This is a genomic window from Amycolatopsis minnesotensis, from assembly GCF_039529815.1.
Taxonomy (GTDB): Bacteria; Actinomycetota; Actinomycetes; order Mycobacteriales; family Pseudonocardiaceae; genus Amycolatopsis; species Amycolatopsis minnesotensis.
The window spans coordinates 69,831-87,470 of record NZ_BAAANN010000021.1; the positions used below are offsets into that span (position 1 = coordinate 69,831).

General features: G+C 69.3%; 19 protein-coding genes. 8 read left to right on the forward strand and 11 right to left on the reverse strand.

Features of this window, described 5'->3' with window-relative positions:
• Positions 1-6 precede the first annotated feature (6 nt).
• Genes ABD256_RS25310 through ABD256_RS25325 form a run of 4 tightly spaced genes read left to right on the forward strand, consistent with a single transcriptional unit; the run spans position 7 to position 4,050 of the window.
• The gene (locus tag ABD256_RS25310; protein WP_344423750.1) at positions 7-1,107 is read left to right on the forward strand and encodes an ABC transporter ATP-binding protein; all 1,101 of its coding nucleotides are present in this window, start codon (positions 7-9) and stop codon (positions 1,105-1,107) included.
• Positions 1,108-1,109: 2 nt separating this feature from the next.
• Positions 1,110-2,054 (forward strand): acetylxylan esterase, encoded by a 945-nt coding sequence (locus tag ABD256_RS25315; protein WP_344423753.1) that lies wholly within the window; start codon positions 1,110-1,112, stop codon positions 2,052-2,054.
• Positions 2,051-2,914 (forward strand): acetylxylan esterase, encoded by an 864-nt coding sequence (locus tag ABD256_RS25320; RefSeq protein WP_344423756.1) that lies wholly within the window; start codon positions 2,051-2,053, stop codon positions 2,912-2,914. The genes ABD256_RS25315 and ABD256_RS25320 overlap by 4 nt, the downstream gene beginning before the upstream one ends.
• On the forward strand, positions 2,911-4,050 hold the full coding sequence (locus ABD256_RS25325) for an aminotransferase class V-fold PLP-dependent enzyme (RefSeq protein ID WP_344423759.1): 1,140 nt from the start codon (positions 2,911-2,913) through the stop codon (positions 4,048-4,050). Before ABD256_RS25320 ends, ABD256_RS25325 begins: the two co-directional genes overlap by 4 nt.
• 42 nt (positions 4,051-4,092) lie before the next feature.
• Here ABD256_RS25325 and ABD256_RS25330 read toward each other — a convergent pair whose 3' ends face one another.
• The 3 genes from ABD256_RS25330 to ABD256_RS25340 all read right to left on the reverse strand — a co-directional run bounded on the left by ABD256_RS25330 (position 4,093) and on the right by ABD256_RS25340 (position 5,430).
• Positions 4,093-4,359, reverse strand: a complete 267-nt coding sequence (locus ABD256_RS25330) for a DUF3040 domain-containing protein (protein ID WP_344423762.1) — start codon at positions 4,357-4,359, stop codon at positions 4,093-4,095.
• Between the two features lie 164 nt (positions 4,360-4,523).
• Positions 4,524-4,715 (reverse strand): VOC family protein, encoded by a 192-nt coding sequence (locus ABD256_RS25335; protein ID WP_344423765.1) that lies wholly within the window; start codon positions 4,713-4,715, stop codon positions 4,524-4,526.
• Between the two features lie 172 nt (positions 4,716-4,887).
• Positions 4,888-5,430 carry a MarR family winged helix-turn-helix transcriptional regulator gene (locus ABD256_RS25340; protein WP_425546519.1) on the reverse strand — a complete coding sequence of 181 codons (543 nt, stop codon included), beginning with the start codon at positions 5,428-5,430 and terminating at the stop codon, positions 4,888-4,890.
• Between the two features lie 31 nt (positions 5,431-5,461).
• Here ABD256_RS25340 and ABD256_RS25345 point away from each other — a divergent pair, with 31 nt between their 5' ends.
• Positions 5,462-6,190, forward strand: a complete 729-nt coding sequence (locus ABD256_RS25345; protein ID WP_344423767.1) for an SDR family NAD(P)-dependent oxidoreductase — start codon at positions 5,462-5,464, stop codon at positions 6,188-6,190.
• Positions 6,191-6,216: 26 nt separating this feature from the next.
• A complete protein-coding gene (locus ABD256_RS25350) occupies positions 6,217-7,041 on the forward strand; it encodes an urea carboxylase-associated family protein (RefSeq protein WP_344423769.1) in 825 nt (274 codons plus the stop codon).
• Between the two features lie 90 nt (positions 7,042-7,131).
• Here the strand turns inward: ABD256_RS25350 and ABD256_RS25355 are convergent, their stop codons facing one another.
• Positions 7,132-7,344 carry a putative acetyltransferase gene (locus ABD256_RS25355; protein ID WP_344423771.1) on the reverse strand — a complete coding sequence of 71 codons (213 nt, stop codon included), beginning with the start codon at positions 7,342-7,344 and terminating at the stop codon, positions 7,132-7,134.
• A 95-nt stretch (positions 7,345-7,439) separates the two neighbouring features.
• Here ABD256_RS25355 and ABD256_RS25360 point away from each other — a divergent pair, with 95 nt between their 5' ends.
• Entirely contained in the window at positions 7,440-7,844 is a 405-nt protein-coding gene (locus ABD256_RS25360) for a PGPGW domain-containing protein (RefSeq protein ID WP_344423774.1), read from the forward strand.
• 261 nt (positions 7,845-8,105) lie between these two features.
• Here ABD256_RS25360 and ABD256_RS25365 read toward each other — a convergent pair whose 3' ends face one another.
• The 6 genes from ABD256_RS25365 to ABD256_RS25390 all read right to left on the reverse strand — a co-directional run bounded on the left by ABD256_RS25365 (position 8,106) and on the right by ABD256_RS25390 (position 14,500).
• Positions 8,106-9,203, reverse strand: coding sequence for a GTP-binding protein (locus tag ABD256_RS25365; RefSeq protein WP_344423777.1), 1,098 nt, complete (start codon positions 9,201-9,203; stop codon positions 8,106-8,108).
• A gap of 32 nt (positions 9,204-9,235) precedes the next feature.
• On the reverse strand, positions 9,236-10,744 hold the full coding sequence (locus tag ABD256_RS25370; protein WP_344423780.1) for an apolipoprotein N-acyltransferase: 1,509 nt from the start codon (positions 10,742-10,744) through the stop codon (positions 9,236-9,238).
• Positions 10,745-10,818: 74 nt separating this feature from the next.
• Entirely contained in the window at positions 10,819-11,178 is a 360-nt protein-coding gene (locus ABD256_RS25375; RefSeq protein ID WP_344423783.1) for a hypothetical protein, read from the reverse strand.
• A 105-nt stretch (positions 11,179-11,283) separates the two neighbouring features.
• On the reverse strand, positions 11,284-12,105 hold the full coding sequence (locus tag ABD256_RS25380; RefSeq protein WP_344423786.1) for a class I SAM-dependent methyltransferase: 822 nt from the start codon (positions 12,103-12,105) through the stop codon (positions 11,284-11,286).
• A gap of 266 nt (positions 12,106-12,371) precedes the next feature.
• Positions 12,372-13,499 carry an HNH endonuclease signature motif containing protein gene (locus ABD256_RS25385; protein ID WP_344423789.1) on the reverse strand — a complete coding sequence of 376 codons (1,128 nt, stop codon included), beginning with the start codon at positions 13,497-13,499 and terminating at the stop codon, positions 12,372-12,374.
• A 260-nt stretch (positions 13,500-13,759) separates the two neighbouring features.
• Positions 13,760-14,500 carry a hypothetical protein gene (locus ABD256_RS25390; RefSeq protein WP_344423791.1) on the reverse strand — a complete coding sequence of 247 codons (741 nt, stop codon included), beginning with the start codon at positions 14,498-14,500 and terminating at the stop codon, positions 13,760-13,762.
• 187 nt (positions 14,501-14,687) lie between these two features.
• Between ABD256_RS25390 and ABD256_RS25395 the strand changes: the two genes are divergently transcribed.
• Positions 14,688-15,884, forward strand: coding sequence for a metallophosphoesterase (locus ABD256_RS25395; RefSeq protein WP_344423793.1), 1,197 nt, complete (start codon positions 14,688-14,690; stop codon positions 15,882-15,884).
• Between the two features lie 43 nt (positions 15,885-15,927).
• Here the strand turns inward: ABD256_RS25395 and groL are convergent, their stop codons facing one another.
• Positions 15,928-17,616: a chaperonin GroEL gene (gene groL / locus ABD256_RS25400; RefSeq protein ID WP_344423795.1), complete on the reverse strand. Its 1,689-nt coding sequence runs from the start codon at positions 17,614-17,616 to the stop codon at positions 15,928-15,930.
• Between the last annotated feature and the right edge of the window lie 24 nt (positions 17,617-17,640).

Consider the following 17,640-nt stretch of genomic DNA (forward strand, 5'->3'; position numbering starts at 1 on the left):
GGATCCGTGGCAGAAGTACGGCTGGAGAACGTGTCCAAGGCGTTCGGCGACGCGGTGGCCGTCGACGCGCTGAACCTGACCATCGCCGACCGCGAGTTCCTCACCATGGTCGGCCCGTCCGGTTGCGGCAAGTCGACGACGCTGCGGATGATCTGCGGACTCGAAAAGGCCACTGGCGGCGAGGTCTACTTCGACGACCAGCCGGTCGGCTACCTGCCCGCGAACAAGCGCGACGTGGCGATGGTCTTCCAGAGCTACGCGCTCTACCCGCACAAGACGGTGGCGCAGAACATCGGGTTCGCGCTGAAGATGATGCGGGTGCCGCGCACCGAGATCGACGAGCGGGTGGCCGCGACCGCACGCTCGCTCGGTATCGAGAAGCTGCTGGACCGCAGGCCGAAGGAACTGTCCGGCGGGCAGCGCCAGCGGGTCGCGCTCGGCAGGGCCGTCATCCGCGACGCCGGCGCGTTCCTCCTGGACGAGCCACTGTCCAATTTGGACGCCCAGTTGCGGGTGGACATGCGCGCCGAGTTGAAGCGGCTGCACGCCGACCTGAAGCGCACCTTCATCTACGTGACGCACGACCAGGTCGAGGCGATGACCATGTCCGACCGGATCGCCGTGCTCTCCGAAGGCGTGTTGCAGCAGTGCGCGCCACCGGAGGAGATCTACTCCCGCCCGGCCAACATGTTCGTCGCGGCGTTCATGGGCAGTCCGGCGATGAACTTCCTCCGCGGCGGCATCGTGGACGAAGGCGGTGTGCGGCGGTTCCGGAGCGCGTCGTGGACCCAGGACCTGCCACCGTCGGCGGTGCGGGCGACCGAGGCGCTCGGCGACCGCGAGGTGGTGCTCGGCATCCGGCCGGAGGACGTGACGCTCGACGGGCCGGAGAACCACGGCTCGGTGTTCGTCTCGGAGCCGCTCGGCGCGGATGCCCTGGTGACCGTGGACCTCGGCGGGGACAGGGTGAAGGCGCGCGTGCCGGCGCCGTTCCGGTCCGCCGTGGACAGTGCGGTGCCGGTGACCTTCCGAGCGGACCGGCTGCACCTGTTCGACGCCGAGAGCGGCTCGGCGATCCATGCCCCAGCCAGTGACGGAGAAAGGTGATCATGGCGAGAGATCCCGAATCGGCGACCGTCGAAGTCGACCTCCCCGCCGATTTCGACGAGTTCTGGGCCGAAACGCTGCGCCTGACCGACGAGGTCCCGCCGGACCCGGAGCTGGTCTCGGTGCCGAGGATGTCGACGCCTGCCGTCGATGTCTTCGAACTGCGCTACACCAGCTACGACCAGATGCGCATCGCCGCCTGGCTCACGATGCCCGCGGGCCACCCGCCCGGCACCGCGTTCCCGGCGGTGCTGCACGTTCCCGGCTACATCTCCGAGCCGTCGGTGCTCAAGTCGTGGTCGGAGCGCGGATACGTCACGGTCGGCCTCGCGCCGCGCGGGAAGCTGCGCTCCAACGGGCGGTTCAACCCCGGCTATCCGGGGCTGCTCACGCACAACATGGTGGACCGGTTCACCTACGGCTATCGCGGGTTCTACGCGGACGTGGTGCGCGCCGTCGACGTGCTCGCGACGCTGCCGGGCGTCGACCCGGACCGGGTCGGGATCTGGGGGTCGAGCCAGGGCGGCGGGCTCGGCATCGTCGCCGCCGCGCTGCGGCCCGAGGTGGTGCGCTGCGTCGCGGCGGGTGCGCCGTACCTGTGCGGGATCATGGCTTCGCCTGGCTGGACGCATTCTTACCCGTACGAGGAGATCAACGAGTACCTGCGCGTCCATCCCGAGCACGAGCGGCTGCTCACCGAGACGGCGTCCTATTTCGACGGTTTGAACTTCGCGCCGAAGGTGCGCGCGCCGATCTTCGTCTACCTCGGCATGGAGGACGACGTGTGCCCGCCGGAGACGGGGTTCGCGGTGTACCGCCTGCTGGAGTCCGAAAAGGAGCTGCACACCTATCCGCGCTGCGGGCACGACTCCGGCCTGCGCTGGGTGATCCCGCTGGTGGAGAAGTTCGTCGACAGCCATCTGCACCCGGAAGGAGTCGGCGCGTGACCGACGGCTTCGAGAAGTTCTGGTCCGATGTGGACGAGGAACTGGGAGGGTTCCCGGCACGCCCGGTGATCGAGCGCGTCCCCGCCAAGTCCACTTCGGACTTCACCGGCTACGAGGTGCGGCTGAGCGGGCTCGGGTCCTACCGCCTGTTCGGGTACTTCAGCGTGCCGACCGGGGACGGCCCGTTCCCCGGCCTGCTCGAACTGCCGCGCCACGGCAGCGTGAACCACGCGCCGCACTACAACGACCGGCTGCGGTACGTGGTGTTCACCGCGATGCACCGCGGCCAGCGGCTGGCCGACAGCCCGTTCTCGGCGGCCTATCCCGGCCTGTTCACCAGCGGCATCGAATCGCCCGAAACCTGGGTGTACCGCTCGGTCGTGGCGGACTGCCTGCGCGCGGCCGAGTTCCTCGCCGGGCGGGCGGAGTGCGATCCGGCGCGGATCGGGGTCACCGGTGACGATCTCGCGCTCGTGACCGCGGCGCGCCGGCCCGTCTTCAGCGCGGCACGGGTCACCTCGGCGCTGCTGCACGACGCGTTCCGCGGGCGCCTGCACACCGGGGAATACCCGTGGGAGGAGCTGAACGACCTGATCAGGGAGTTCCCGTCGGCCGAGTCCGGGGTGGAGCGGACCCTGCGGGTGTTCGATCCCGCCGGGTTCGCGGCGGACGTGCGCGCGGACGTCCTGCTCGCGCTGCCGCCGACCGGTTCGCGCTGGCGTGACGACCTGCTCGCCGGGCTGGGGAACCGCGCCCACGCGTACCGCATGACCGGCGAGGACGCGGCGGACGCGGCCGAACTGGACGGCTGGCTCGCCGGGCGGCTCGGTGTGCGGCCACTGCGGAAGTTCAGCCAGTGACGAGCTACCGCGCGCTCGGGATCCGGCCGGTGGTGAACGCCGCGGCCACCCTGACCAGGCTGGGCGGTTCACGGCTCGCCGCGCCCGCCGTCGAGGCGATGGCATGCGGGGCGAGCGAGTTCGTCGACCTGCTGGAACTGCGCGACCGGATCGGCGACCGGATCGCGGAGCTGACCGGGAACGCGGCCGCGTTCGTCACCTCAGGTGCCAGCGCGGGGATCACGTTGTCCGTCGCGGGGTGTCTCGCGGACGATCTGGAGGCATTCCCCGCGGACGGCACGGTCGTGATGGCTCGGGCGCAGCGCAACCACTACGACTACGCGGCTCGGCAGCTCGGCGCGCGCATCGCCGAGTTCTCCGATACGGCTTCGCTGGGTGCGGTGCTGGACGGTGCGGCGTGCGTGCTGTGGTTCGCCGGTGCGCACTACCCCGAAGGCCCGGTGCCGTTGGCGGAGATCGTGGCCGCCGCGCACGAACGGAACGTGCAGGTGCTCGTGGACGCCGCCGCGCAGGTGCCGCCGATCGCGTCGCTGTGGCGGTTCACCGTCGAACTCGGCGTCGACGCGGCGATCTTCAGCGGTGGCAAGGGGTTGCGCGGTCCACAAGCGACCGGACTGGTGCTGGGCACGGCGGCGATCGTGGCGGGCTGCCGCAGGCACGCGTCACCGGAACACGCCGTCGGCAGGGGCATGAAGGTGGGCAAGGAGGAGCTGCTCGGCCTGCTCGCCGCCGTGGAATGGTCGCTGGGCCAGGACGAGGCGGCGTTGATTCAGTCCTATGAGGACACCGTCGAACGCTGGGTGAAGGCGCTCGCGACCGTGCCGGGGGTGCGCGCCGAACGCGGGTACCCGAGCGAGGCCGGCCAGCCGCACGGACGGGCACTGCTGTGGCTGGACGAGAGCACCGGGTGGACGCACGAGTCGCTTGTGGACGCCTTGTGGGACCGTGACCCGCGTATCGCGGTCGGTTCCGCCGGCGATGCCATCGCGCTGAACCCGCAGACACTCGACCCGGGGGAGGACCGGCTCGTGCTCGACGCCATCCTGTCGCTGCTGGGCCGTGCATGGGGCGGGAAACACCCCGGCTCCGCGCCGAACCAGGATGGGAGTTCCACACCGAGGACGACGGGACCTTGACCGGCACCGCACCCAGCGGCCGCAGCTACCACGACTGACGCGCTACGGGACGGCGTACCTCGCCACGTGCAGGCATACCGCGCAGCTCGTCGCCAGCAGCGACAACAGGATGAGCGCGGCGCTGGTGCTGGTGAACGCGAGGAGCAACAGGGCGAAACAGAGAACGTCCGCGATCACCAGCAGGCCGGTGGAAATGCGCCTGAGCGGTCTCGTTCGGCCCGTTCGCAACGCGTCGACCAGCGCCGGTTCGGTGGATTCGAACCACTGCTCGATCTTCTGGAGCTCGTCCTTTTCGTGGTGACTGAGCATCGCCGCTCTCCCTCGGGCCGTGGCCAGGAAGGCACTCCTGCCCTATGGGTACCCGGAAACGCCGGAGGTGAAACACCAGTGCACCGGCCTTGCACGGCACCACCAGCGGAGCCGGCGACACGGTCGTGCTCGCCACCGTGATCACCGCCAGCCCGACGAGGGGATCATGGTGGGCCCGCCCACCGGACATCGCCGCGCAGTTGCGACGATCGGGTGACGTCGGCGCGGTAGCTGCTGACCTCGATGAGGTTCCCGTCCGGGGCGCGGAAGTAGACGCTGAGGATCGGGCCGGTGGCGCCGGTGCGTTCGACCGGCCGATCCTCGACCGGGACGCCGGCCGCGCCGAGTTCGTCCACTATGGACTCGATGGGATCTTCCGTGATCAGGCACAGGTCTGCGCTGCCCGGGGTCGGGCTGGCTGCCTTCGGGTCGAACTCGTGGCCCGCCCGGTGCAGGTTGATCTTGCTGGTGCCGAAGGACGGTCAGCACCAGGTGGTCGAGCCGGTCGATGCGCACCAGGTTTCTCCTTCAGTCTTCGTGGCCCGCGGCACGTGCGGTCAGATCGGCGAGCAGGACGCGGAGCAGTTCGCTCAGATCATCCCGCTGCCGGTCGGACAGCCCCGCCAGCAGGTCCTCTTCGTGGCGGAGCAACTGGTCGACGGTCCGCTCGATGAGGTCGTGGCCCCGTTCGGTCAGTTCGACGAACACGCCGCGGCCGTCGTCGGCGGAGCGGACGCGCTGGACGTACCCGGCCCGTTCGGCGCGGGCGACGCGTTGCGACACCGCACCGGCGCTGACCAGCATCCTGGCTGCGATCTCGCCCGCCGGGAGCCGGTACGGCGGCCCTGACCTGCGCAGCGTGCTGAGCAGATCCCTGGTCGCCGAGTCCATGTCGAGGGTGAGCATGGTGCGGCGGCGGTCCTCGTCGAGGAGCTTCCCGATCCGCCAGATCCGCGGGATCACCCCGATCGAGTCCACCGGGGTGCCCGGCCGCTCCCGCAGCCACGCGCGCTGGATGTCGTCGACCTCGTCGCTTGACGGAATTCGATCGTTTTCGTTAATGTCGGCCACGAAGGTACTTTAACAGTAAAGGATTTAATTCATGACGAAGTCGAGGGAAGTCGTGGTCACCGGCGGGGGCACCGGGATCGGGTATGCCGTTGCCGCGCACTTCCGTGCGCTCGGGGACAGCGTGACGATCACGGGCCGCCGCCGCGACGTGCTGCGCGAGGCCGCGGAACGGCTGGGAGCGCGGCAGGTCGCGTTCGACGCGGCCGATCCCGCCGCCGTGTCGGCCGCGCTCGCCGAACTTCCGGAATCGGTGGACGTGCTGGTCAACAACGCGGGCGGCAACACGGACCTGTCCGGAGAGCCTTCGGGGGACGGGCTGGCGGAAACCGCGAACGCGTGGCGGGCCAATTTCGACGCCAACGTGCTCACGGCGGTGCTGATGACGGAAGCACTGGCGGAACGCTTCGCCGACGGCGCGCGGATCGTCACCGTCGGCTCGATCGCGGCGCGCACCGGCGCCGCCTCGTACGGCGCGGCGAAGGCCGCGGTCGAAGCGTGGACCGCGGATGTGGCGCGGGAGCTCGGGCCGCGCGGGATCACCGCGAACATCGTTTCACCAGGACTGACCGAGAACACGGAGTTCTTCCACGGCAAGCTGTCCGCCGAGCGGGCGAAGGCGCTGGCCGAGGCCACCATGACCAAGCGCGCGGGCACGCCCGAGGACATCGCCGAAACGATCGGGTTCCTGGCGAGCGCCGGTTCGGGGCACGTCACCGGGCAGGTCGTGCACGTCAACGGTGGCGCGTTCCTCGGGCGGTAGGGTCGCGGCGAACGGAGGGAGCTCACATGGGCAGTCCGGCGGCGGCGTACCAGCGGGGCGCCGGCGGCGCGTTGGACGTCGACAGGGCGTTCTACCAGCGGCTCGCCGATGGGGATCGCCTGCTCGTGGAGTCCTTCGAGATCCCGATCCGCTCCGGGCGCGCGTGGACGGTGCCGAAGGGGCACCTCTGCCGCATCGTCACGGTCGAGGGGCCGCAGGTCGGTGACCTGAACATCTGGCACGCCCACGATCCGCGCGAGCGGTTGTGGGCGGCGCGGACGCGTCAGCTCCAGCGCGCGCACGTCAGCACGTTCGACCGGTTGTGGTCCACGTTGCCGTTCCTGCGGCCCCTGGTCACCGTCACCGCGGACAGCCTCGCGTCGTACGGCGTCGACGGCGAGGGCGGCCGGGTGCACGACCTGCTCGGCACCCGGTGCGACCCGTACGTCAACCGGATGCTCACCGGCGGCGACTACGACTTCCACTGCCACTCGAACCTGGTGCGCGCCGTCCTCCCGCACGGGCTCACCGAGTTCGACGTGCACGACGTGCTCAACGTGTTCCAGTGCACCGGCCTCAACGACGAGGACCGGTACTTCATGAAGGCGTGCCCGGCGAAACCCGGCGACCACTTCGAGTTCTTCGCGGAGCTGGACCTGCTGTGCGCGTTGTCGACCTGTCCCGGCGGCGACCTTTCGGCACCGATGTGGGGCCCGGACGTGCAAGACCCGGTCGAGCTGTGCCATCCGCTCGGTGTCGAGGTGTACCGGCCGTCGCCCGACCTGCTCGACGGCTGGAAGTCACCGGAACGCGCGGCCTACCGCAACCTCCACGGCATGTCGATGCCCTAGGAGGTGCTCTGACAGTGGTCGGGTTGCTTGGCGGTGCGGGTAACGGTGCGAGCTGACGGCCCACTCAAGCGGCTCCGCCGCTTTAAAACACTAGCGCCGGGCCGGTGGTGGCGGAACGGGTTTCGCCAGGACCACGTCGGCGAGCGGAACGGTCACCGCGCCGCGTTTGGTGTCGACCACGCATTCGTCGGTGCCGACTGAAGTCAACGGGCCGAGCGCGTCGGTGAAGCCGCTCTCGATCCGGTAGCGGACCACGACCCTGGTGCCTGCCGGGAGCGCGGTCAACAGGTCGGCCGGACTCATGCGCTCATCCTAGGGGTGACCCGTCGGGGTGGCTTCGACGGGCGGGACGGCGCCGCTGCCCGCAGAATCGGGGCACGGCGAACGGAAGGCGGCCGATGGCGAGCGGTAATCCGGTGAAGCGCGTGACCGTCGCGGTCGCGGGTGGCGTAGTGCTCGCTGTCGGCGTCGCGCTGCTGGTCCTGCCCGGGCCGGGGCTGCTGCTCGTGCTCGCCGGGCTGATCATGCTGGCCTCGGAGTTCCCCGCCGTGGAGAAGTACGTCGACCCGGTCCGCGACCGCGCGATGAAGGCGGCGGAGGACAGCGTGTCGTCCCCGCTGCGGATCTGCGGTTCGGTGCTCGCCGGCCTGGCGCTGATCACCGCGGGCGTCGTCTGGGGCGTGGTTCCGGGGCTGCCGCTCGCGGGCTGGAGCACCGGGTCGAGCCTGATCCTGTCCGGCCTGGTGCTGCTCGGCCTCCTGCTGTGGAGCTACCGGAGGGTCCGCGCCCGTCGCGCGGGGTGAGCCGGAACTCCGGCTGCGGGGCGGCCGTCGACGGTGGCATGCACACCGCTGTCGCGAAGCTGGATGTGCCCAAGCGGCGCCCGAATTGAGGGTCATCTGACCGGCAGCCCCCGTGGCCGTAGTGGCCTAGCATTCGGTACCTGGGGGTCGGCCGGTGCTCTGCCCGAGAGGGCGGGGAAGAGCACCGGTCGTGCACGCCGTGCGACCCATGGGAGTGCCACCTTCGGCACGGCGGAAGCGGGCGCCCGGCCCGACGGGAGGTCAGGCCGGGAGCCGGTGGGTCGGTCGCGGGTAACCGGGTTTGAACGCGGCGGCCGCACCGGAGTCCCGCACCACCGCCGAGATCCGTTCCGCCGCCTCACGCACGGCCGCATCCACCGAGTCGTCGAGTTCTTCCGGATCGCAGGCCACGCGCGCGTTCACCGTGACAGCCGCCTCCGCGACAGCCGCGACGGGCGACGTCGCGGCAACCGGTGCGGCGCCCGCCGCGGTCAGGCTCAGCTTCGTCAACCCGGCGGCGGAGTCCAGTGCGATCTTGACGTGCCCGACGAGCCAGCCGCGCCGGTGCGCCGACTCCGAAAGGGCACGCAGCACCGCGTCGGCCCACGCCGCCGGATCGAATCCGTCCGGTGCCGAGAGCGTGAGCGTGCGGTTGAGCCACGCGAGCCCTGCTTCGGCACTGGCGTACCGCGTGTAGTCGACATCGAGATCGCGGGCGGGGTATGCGCCGCCGCCGGTCCAGTGGCGCACGAGCTCCGCCATGCCGTGGCCGGTCATGGCGGAGCACGCGAGCACGGTCGCGGACGGATGGCTCGCCCGCAGCGCTGCCAGCACCGCGGTGGTTTCCGCGCGGTCGAGCAGATCGGTCTTGTTGACCGCGATCACGTCGGCTTCCTCGAGCTGCTTGGCGAACAGGTACGAGAGGTCGGAGCCGGTGTCGCGCATCGGCAGCGAGGCGCTCAGCGCGGTGAGCCGGTCCGGTTCGACGACCGTGGTCAGCACCGGCGCGGTGAACCGGTCGCCGTAGTACGCCCGGAGCGGGCGGACCACGGTGGCCTGCAGGTCCGTGCAGCTGCCGACGGCCTCGGCGAGCACGGTGTCGACCCCTTCGCCGTCGACGAGCGTCCTCGTCACGTCCAGGAGATCCTCGAACCGGCAGCAGAAGCAGCCGCCGGTGACCTCGCCGACCACGCTCGCGTCCGAGCGCGCCAGCCGGGTGTCGACGAGATCGGCGCCTTGGTCGTTCGTCACGATCGCGACGCGGCGGCCGCGCGCCTCCAGCAGTTTCGCGGCCGCGATCAGGGTGGTGGTCTTCCCCGCGCCGAGGAACCCGCTCACCGGCAGGAACAACGTGCTCATCCGACCCCCAGTCGCCGGCTCGAAACCCGAGGCTAGCCGTCCGCCTTCGCCGGGTTCAAGATCTGGACCGGACCAGTTGCCGGTGCGCTCTTCCGCCGGAGCGCGGCGGTGGCCAGCAGGATCACCGCGGCCACGCAGCACCACGCGAACACGTCACCGATCGCGCTGTAGACGGTCCACGCCTTCGGCACCAGCGGCAGGTCGGCGACCAGGGTCTGCTGGTCGGCGCGGTAGTAGTCGGCGTGCCCCAGCACCCGCCCCTGCGCGTCGACCGCGGTCGACAGCCCGTTGACCGAGTGCCGGAACATCGCGTAGCCGTTCTCCACCGCGCGGAACGCCGCGTTCTCCGCGTGCAGCGTGCCGAAGCCCGGCCAGTCGTTCGCGGGGACGAGCATCAGGTCGGCGTCGCGGCGCATCAGGCCGCGGTAGTCGGCGTCGTAGCAGATCACCGTGGACAGCCGTCCGAACGGGGTGGTGGCGGCGGGCACGTCGCCGGTGCCGGGTGCCATCGGCTCCATCGGGGTGGGATGGGTCTTGTCGTAGGTCCAGACCGTCTCGCCACCAGGGCCGACGAGGATCGCGACGTTGCGCACGAACGGCGCCGCGTCCGTGTACAGCGCGAGTCCTATTTGGACGTACGCGTGCCGTGCGCGGGTGATCGAGGCGACGCGTTCGAGCAAGCTCGCTTCGTCTCGTTGGAGCACGCTCGCGTCCGTTTCCGGCCACACCACGAGCTTCGCGCCCGCGCCGAGCTGGACGTCGGTGCTCGCGAGCAGGTCTTCGGTGATCGGCGCGAACGCGGCGCCCGCGCCGGGGGAGTGGGTGACCTGCTCCGGCTTCCAGTACTCGATCCCGAGCCCCTTCAAGGCCGTCTTGCTCGCGTCATGCGCCTGTCGCGACGCGCTCACCCCGGCCACCCGCACCGCGTGGTCCCCGGTGTCGGCGAAGACGAGGCGGAGGGCGCCGCCGGCGAACACCGCCACGAGCACGCACGCGTACACGACCGCCGTGCGCCGTGCGGGCCGGAAACCCCGTGCCCACACCGTGTTCACCACCGACGCGAACCAGGCGAGCGCGAAGCTGATGCCGTACACCCCGGTCACCGAAGCGACCTGCAGGAGCGGGAGGGTGCCCGACTGGGTGCCGGCGAGCGTGCCGTAGTCACCGAAGTCGAAGAACGAGAACGCGTACTCCGCCATCACCAGGGTCACCGGGAACACCAGGCTGCCCAGCAGCGGCCCGAACCGCGGCGCGAACACCCGGTCGGCGAGGTACGGGATGGTGAGCAGCACGGTCAACGCGAGGAAGAGCCCGGTCACGGCAGGCACGAACAGCAGGCCGGTGACCGCGAGCCAGCACACCGTGCCGGTCAGCAGGGCAAGCCAGACGAACACGGCGGCGCGGCGCGGCGGCACCTGCCGTGCGTAGCCCAGCAACGGGATCGGGAACAGCCACGCGGCAAGGGGTATGCCCCAGTCGGTGTGCTGGGCCAGTACGACAAGGGCGGCGGCGAGCCACCACAGAACGCGGGTCTTATTCACGCGGGAAACGTTAGGCAGGCCGTACTTCGCGCGTAGTGGGCGAAGGACACCGCCCGCACCCGACTTTCGTCAGGTCATCCGCATTCCGGTACCTCGTAGCCCGGATACAACATGGCATCGATCGCGGCCACGTAACCGCAGGTCGTCACGGCGACGATCAGCACGGCCGCGGCGAACCAGCGCCACCTTTTCTCACCACGCCGCCACACTCCGAACACGATGAGTGCGACGACGGCGAAGCTGGCGAGAAGCAGCACGAACTTCAGGCCGAGCCTGCGAAAGGTCAGGAACGGATCGCCGATGACGCCGCCGTTCTCGATCCGGCACAGCCAGAGGTCGTACGGCGCCCGGTACGCCACCGAATCGGCGAGATACAGCCAAAGCACCCACAATCCGACTGCCCCCGCCACACCGGCGACGACGGCGCCGGTCACCACCCACAACCTGGTACTCGTCATCCCAGTCCTCCCCAGTCCATGACTGGAAGGACGCGCGAGCGACGCGACGGTTGCGAGAACCGCCGACGACGACGAAAGAGATCAGAACCGGTAGCGGAGAATGCGCGCGCCCTGGCGCGACAACGCGGTGCTGTGCGCGAAGAGCCGGGTGACGGTCCGCGTGGGCTCGTCGAAGAGGGCGGCCTCGGGAGCGCGGGTGAGGAACTGCTCTTCGGCCAGGACGAGCCCGGCGCCCCAGCGTTCGGGCTCGTGCGGGTCGTCGAACCCGTGTGCGGCCGCGATCCCGAGCGCCTTGATCGTCGGGTGGTACTTCATCGCCCGTGCGGCGAATCGCGTGTACCCGTTGAGCGCGAGTTCGCCGCTGACGAAGTGCGTGGTGAGCGCACGGATGACCGAGGCGAAGGACTCGCCAGGCAGGAACGGCAGCACCCCTTCGGCGACGATCATCGCGGGCCGGTCGGCGGGAATCCCGGTGAACCAGCCCGGTTCGGTCAGATCGGTGCCGACCAGGTGGGACCGCGACGGCAGGAACCGTTGCCGCAGTTCGGCGACGGCGGGGTAGTCGACGTCGTACCAGTCGACGCCGGGCGGCGGGTCGCACCGGAACACCCTGGTGTCGAGTCCGCAGCCGAGGTCGAGCACGACCGCGTCCGGATGGCTCGCGACGAAGGCGCGGACGGTTTCGTCCAGCCGCTTGGCGCGCAGTGCGGTACTGCGCGCGAGTGTCGCGGACGCCTTGAGCTTCGCGAAGTCGTAGCCGGTTTCGCGCGCGATTTCACCGGCGAGCTCGGCGGAACGGGTGTCGCCGAGCACCGGCCGGGGGAGGGCGCTGTCCTTCGCCCGCGCGTACAGGGTCAGCAGCAACGTCTCTTGGACGCGGTCGAGTTCGAGCTGCGCGGGCATGGGTGCCTCTTCCCGGTGGACTGTATTTCAGTAGTTTCAATGATGACTGAAATAGCAAGCCGTGTCAAAGCTGGCCGCCGAAGGTTGTGCGCGGCGAAAACGCGCAAGGATCTCGAACCGGTGATCGTGGATCTACCCGGTGTGACCACGACGCTGGGCGGGGCGATCCGGCACGCCCAGTCGCAGGCGGTCGCCGGTCCGACAGCCGCATCGCGGGCTCTCGGATGTCGTTCGCGTTCCGGCGGATCGAAGGGTAAGTCGATCCGCTAGATGAACCCGGTCGGTTTTTCGGTGTAGGTGCGGCCGTCGGGGGTGGTGACGGTGATGGTGCCGTCGTCGTCGGTGTGGAATTCCCAGCCGGGTTCATCGCACAGGCCGTGATGCACGCGGCAGAAGGGTCGGAAGTTGATCTTGTCGGTGCCGCCGCCTTCGCGCCAGGGCTGGATGTGGTCGAGGTCGCTGTACTGCGCGGGCCGGAAACACCCCGGCAGGTAGCAGGTGCGGTGCAAGACCTGGACATACCTGCGCATCTTTTTCGACGGCCGGTAGCTTTTCCGCCCCATGTCGATCGGTAGCCCGGTCATTGGCTCGGACACGATCCGGTTCCACACCGAGTTCGGTTCGAAGGCGATCTCGCGGGCCATCTCGGGTGAGATCTCGCCGCATCCGGCCAGTTCGGCGGGGTTGTTCCGCAGGCCCGTCAGGGTCGGCAGGTCGATGTAGACGAAGACCTGCGCCGTCGGCTTACCGCCGCACGCCCCACCCAGGCACAGTTCCACGAGGCCATCGGCTCTGAGCTGGTCCATGGTGCGCACGTCGCCTTGGCGCTTCTTGTCCAACGCGTACCGGTCACACAGGGCATAGATCGCCTGTGCCCGATCCGAGGGCAACTCCGCGAACAACGTCGAGGACCCGTGATCCCCGTGCCGGATCTCCACCATCCGCGCCGCCGTCTTCGCCCGCCGCCGCGCCTCATGCCCCTCGGGATCGACCCGCATCAGCAGCGAGTTGGCCATCCGTCGTAACGAGCCCGGATTCTTGTTCTCGAACGTCAACCGCGAGTCCACCTCAGCCGCGACCTCCCGGGACGCACACGCGGTAGCCTCAAAAACCTTCGACGCCATCCCCTCATCAATCAGCCCGTTCTCCAACGCCTCCAACGTGCACGGCAAGTAGGAGGTCAACGCGTCAGCGAGCGCCGCTTTCTTCTCCGCCCCGGCTTGGGTGCAGTTGCACGACAACGCCACCCACGCCAGCACCGATCTTCGCGACCACACCCCACTCATCTGCGCGATTTGCCGCAACAACATCGCCTGCCCATACCGGAACCACCTCTTCCAATGCTCCGCAGAATCAGCAACAACCCGCTCTTCAGACTTCTCCAGTACATCCACAAAACAATTCTATCAATCAACCCGCCACCCGATCGGGTATAGAAATGATCACAACCTGCCACAACGCGCCCACAACGAAACCGCAAGCCAAACAACATACGGGATCAACAATGCGTCGGGGACGGCACACCAAGGCGGCCAAGGGTTTTCGTTCCGTTGGCAATCGCCGCGCCCCCCAAAAAACGCGAGCAAACTCGAAAAAGCGGCCCCCAATTTCAAGCCTATGCACGACAATCCGGGATGAGCAGCCCAGAGCGGTCTTAGAACTGGCCCAACTGTGCCTGGCCAGGCAGTCCGCGTGCGGGCAGACCCGGTCCCTTGCGAGGCCCGATCTTGCAGCCGATGATGACGAGCACACCCCCGGCGACCACCAACCACGGCCCGACGGTGGCCGCTTCGGGCGTCTTGTAGAACAGTGCCGTGATCCCGGTGGCCTGAAGGACGAGCATCAGTACGGCGCGCCAGGTGAAGTACTGCTGGAACTTCGGGAACGTTTCGTGGGTCAGCGACTTCTTCCGGTGCCCGAAGTAACGGACCGCGCCTTCGGTGCGGATACCACCGAGCGTCCAGGTCAGCGAGACCAGCATGGTGACGGCCAGGATCAGATACCCGAGGAACAGCACGTAGACCGCGGCGTACCCGTTGCCGTTGTTGTTGTGCAGGCTGACCGCGCCGGTGAGATCGAGGAACGAGACGTGCTCGGCCCACGGCACCCCGAGGAACGCGGCGAGCTGGATGGCCAAGCCGATCCCGACCGGGATCGCGCCGATTCCCGGCAGCGTGAGGGGCCCGGGCCCCGTCCGCGGCGGCATTCCGTAGCCCGGCGGGTACTGCTGCTGCGGGGCAGGAGCTTGCTGCGGATATCCCTGCTGCGGATAGCCGTAACCCTGCTGCGGATAACTCTGCTGCTGTGGATATCCCTGTTGCGGGAACCCCGGCTGCTGCGGGTAGCCCTGGTTCGGCTGGTGCGGCTGGCCCTGCGGCGGCCCCGGGTACGTCATGGCGCAGATCCTAAAGGCGACTGCTCTCCGCGCGCTGGCGGTCCACGGATCCCGCGAAGATCCCGCGAGGATCCGGAGAGGGGCTGGCGGAGGTCGGCCGACGACCCCGTGCCTTCCGACGCCGGATGTGGTGCGTAGCTGGTCACGATCGCGTCGCCGGAAGTAACCAACCAGTAAGATGGTTGTCATGAGCGCCCCCGTGTCCAGCGAAAACCGTCCTCCTGCTGCCCCGCCTCGCGGTCGGCGCCGGACGCTGTTCGCGGTCGTACTCGTCGTGGTGCTGGTCGTCCTGTTCGGCGTGCCGTGGTGGACGCTGTTCCGGTCCGGCACCGGCTGGCCCGCCGCGGTCGTGATCGTGGGCACGGTCGTGTTCGCGATGGCCTTCGTGGCGTTCCCGGTGGCGATGTTCCTCGGTCATTCCCGGCGCGGGCTCGACTGGGCGGCGAGGATCGGCGACACGCTGCTCGGCATCGTCTGGGTGCTGTTCGTGTGGAGCCTCCTCGGCGACGTGCTGCGCCTCGTGCTGATGGTGTTCGGGGTGGAGAACCCGTTGCGGGGCCGGGTGGTCGCGATCGCCGTCGTGGTGGTCGCCGCGGCACTGCTCGCCTGGGGGCACCGAGAGGCGACGCGCCTGCCGAGGATCAAGCGGGTGGACGTGCCCATCGCGCGGCTCGGGCGCGCGCTCGACGGCCTCACCGTCGCGGTGATCACCGATACCCATCTCGGCCCGATCGAACGCTCCGGCTGGTCGGCGAAGGTGGCCGCGGCGGTCAACGCGCTCGACGCCGACGTGGTGGTGCACGCCGGCGACATCGCGGACGGCTCCGTCGAGAAGCGCAGGGCGCAGGCCGCCCCGCTCGGCACCGTACGGGCCAGACTGTCCAAAGTGTACATAACGGGTAACCACGAGTACTTCGGCGAGGCGCAGGCCTGGCTCGACCACATGGCGGAGCTGGGCTGGGAACCACTGCACAACCGGCACGTCCTCGTCGAACGAGGTGGCGAGTCGCTGGTGGTGGCCGGTGTCGACGACGCCACCGCCGAGGCGTCACGCGTGCCGGGGCACGGCGCGAACCTGGCGAAGGCGCTCGACGGGGCCGACCCCGCACTGCCGGTCGTGCTCGCCGCGCACCAGCCGAAGCAGCTCGCGCAGGCCGTCGAAGCGGGGGTGGACCTGCAGATTTCGGGGCACACCCACGGCGGCCAGATCTGGCCGTTCCACTACCTCGTGCGCGCGGACCAGCCCTCGGTGCACGGACTGACCAGGCACGGCGAGCGGACCCAGTTGTACACCAGCAGGGGCACCGGGTTCTGGGGCCCGCCGTTCCGGATCTTCGCACCGAGCGAGATCACCCTGCTCACCCTGCGGGCGAGCGGGGCCTGACGGCGGGCCCGGGCCCATGCGAGTCCCGCCGCCAGGCCCTTCGTCAGCCGACCGACGGCCCGAGCCCCAACGACTGCGGTGTGCTCGAATCCGGTGACGGCTGGTGCAGGCCCTCGTCGAGAGGGCCGAACTCGGTCATCAGCGCGCGGCTGCCGCCCCACGCGGTCTGCTCCTCGGCGATCAGGGTGTTCGTGGTCAGCAGCATGCCCGCCACCGACGCGCCGTTCTGCAGCGCGGACCTCGCCACCCGCAGCGGGTCGACGATGCCGAGTTCGATCATGTTGCCGTAGCGGCCTTCCAAGGCGTCGAACCCGTCGTCGGCACCCATCTCGCTGACCTTGGCGACGACCTCCTCGGCCGGGTACCCGGCGTTCTCGGCGATCAGATGCGCTGGCTGGTGCAGCGTGTGCCGCACGATGTCGACCCCGATCGCGTAGTCGTCCTTGACGGTCAGCTCGTCGAGCGCCGAGCCCGAGTGCAGCAGCGCCGCGCCGCCACCGGCCACGATGCCTTCGGCCATCGCCGCCCTGGTCGCGGACAGCGCGTCCTCGACCCGGTGCTGCAGTTCCTTCAGCTCGGCGTCGGTCGGCGCGCCGACCTTGATCACCGCGACCTTGCCCGACAGCGAGCCGATGCGCTCGGTCAGCACGTCCTCGTCGATGCCGAACGCGGCCCGGTCCAGCTCCGCCCGGAGCTGGGTGAGCCGGAATTCGACCTGGTCCGCCGTCGCACCGCCGAGGATCGCGGTGCGGTCCGCGTTGACGCGCACCTGCTTCGCCCTGCCGAGGTGCTCGACGCCCATGGTCTCCAGCGTCAGTCCTGAATGGCGGCTGAACACCGCGCCACCGGTGATCGCCGCGATGTCCTCCAGCTTGTGCAGCCTCCGGTCGCCGAAACCGGGCGCCTTCACCGCCACGCACTGGAAGATCCCGTTCACGTGGTTGTGCACGAGCATGCTCAGCGCGGTGCCTTCGAGGTTCTCCGCGATGATCACCAGTGGCTTCGGCGCCCGCATGATCTTGTCCAGCAACGGCATGAGCTGCTGCACCTTGGTGATCTTCTCGCTGCACAGCAGGAGGTACGGATCGTCCACCACGGCTTCGAGGCTGGCCGGGTTCGTGACCATGTACGGCGAGAGGTAGCCGTTGTCGAACTCGAACCCTTCGACGAACTCGACCGCCATGCCGTGCCCCGGTTGCTCCTCGACGGTGACGATCCCGTTCTCGCCGACGGTGTGCAGCGCCTTCGCGATCACCTCGCCGACCACGTCGTCGTCGTTCGCGGAGATCGCCGCCACCCTGGCGAAATCGGCCTCGCTGATGATCGGGTGCGCCACGGTGTGCAGCCGCTCCACCAGTTTCGCCACCGCCAGGTCGATCCCGCGCTTGACGAGCACCGGGTTCCCGCCGTCGGCGATGTGCCGCATCCCCTCGCGCACGATGCCCTGCGCGATCACGGTGGCCGTGGTGGTGCCGTCGCCGACGATGTCGTTCGTCTTGATCGCGGCTTCCTTCACCAGCTGCGCGCCCATGTTCTCGAACTGGTCCTTGAGGTGGATTTCGCGCGCGATCGTCACACCGTCGTTCGTGATCACCGGCGACCCGGTGATCTTTTCGAGGATGACGTTGCGTCCCTTCGGGCCCAGCGTGGACTTCACGGCCTCGGCAAGCTGGTCGACGCCGGACAGCAGCAGATCCCGCGCGGTGTGGCCGAAACGGAGTTCCTTGGACATTGAACGCTCCTCCTTGGGGTCGGT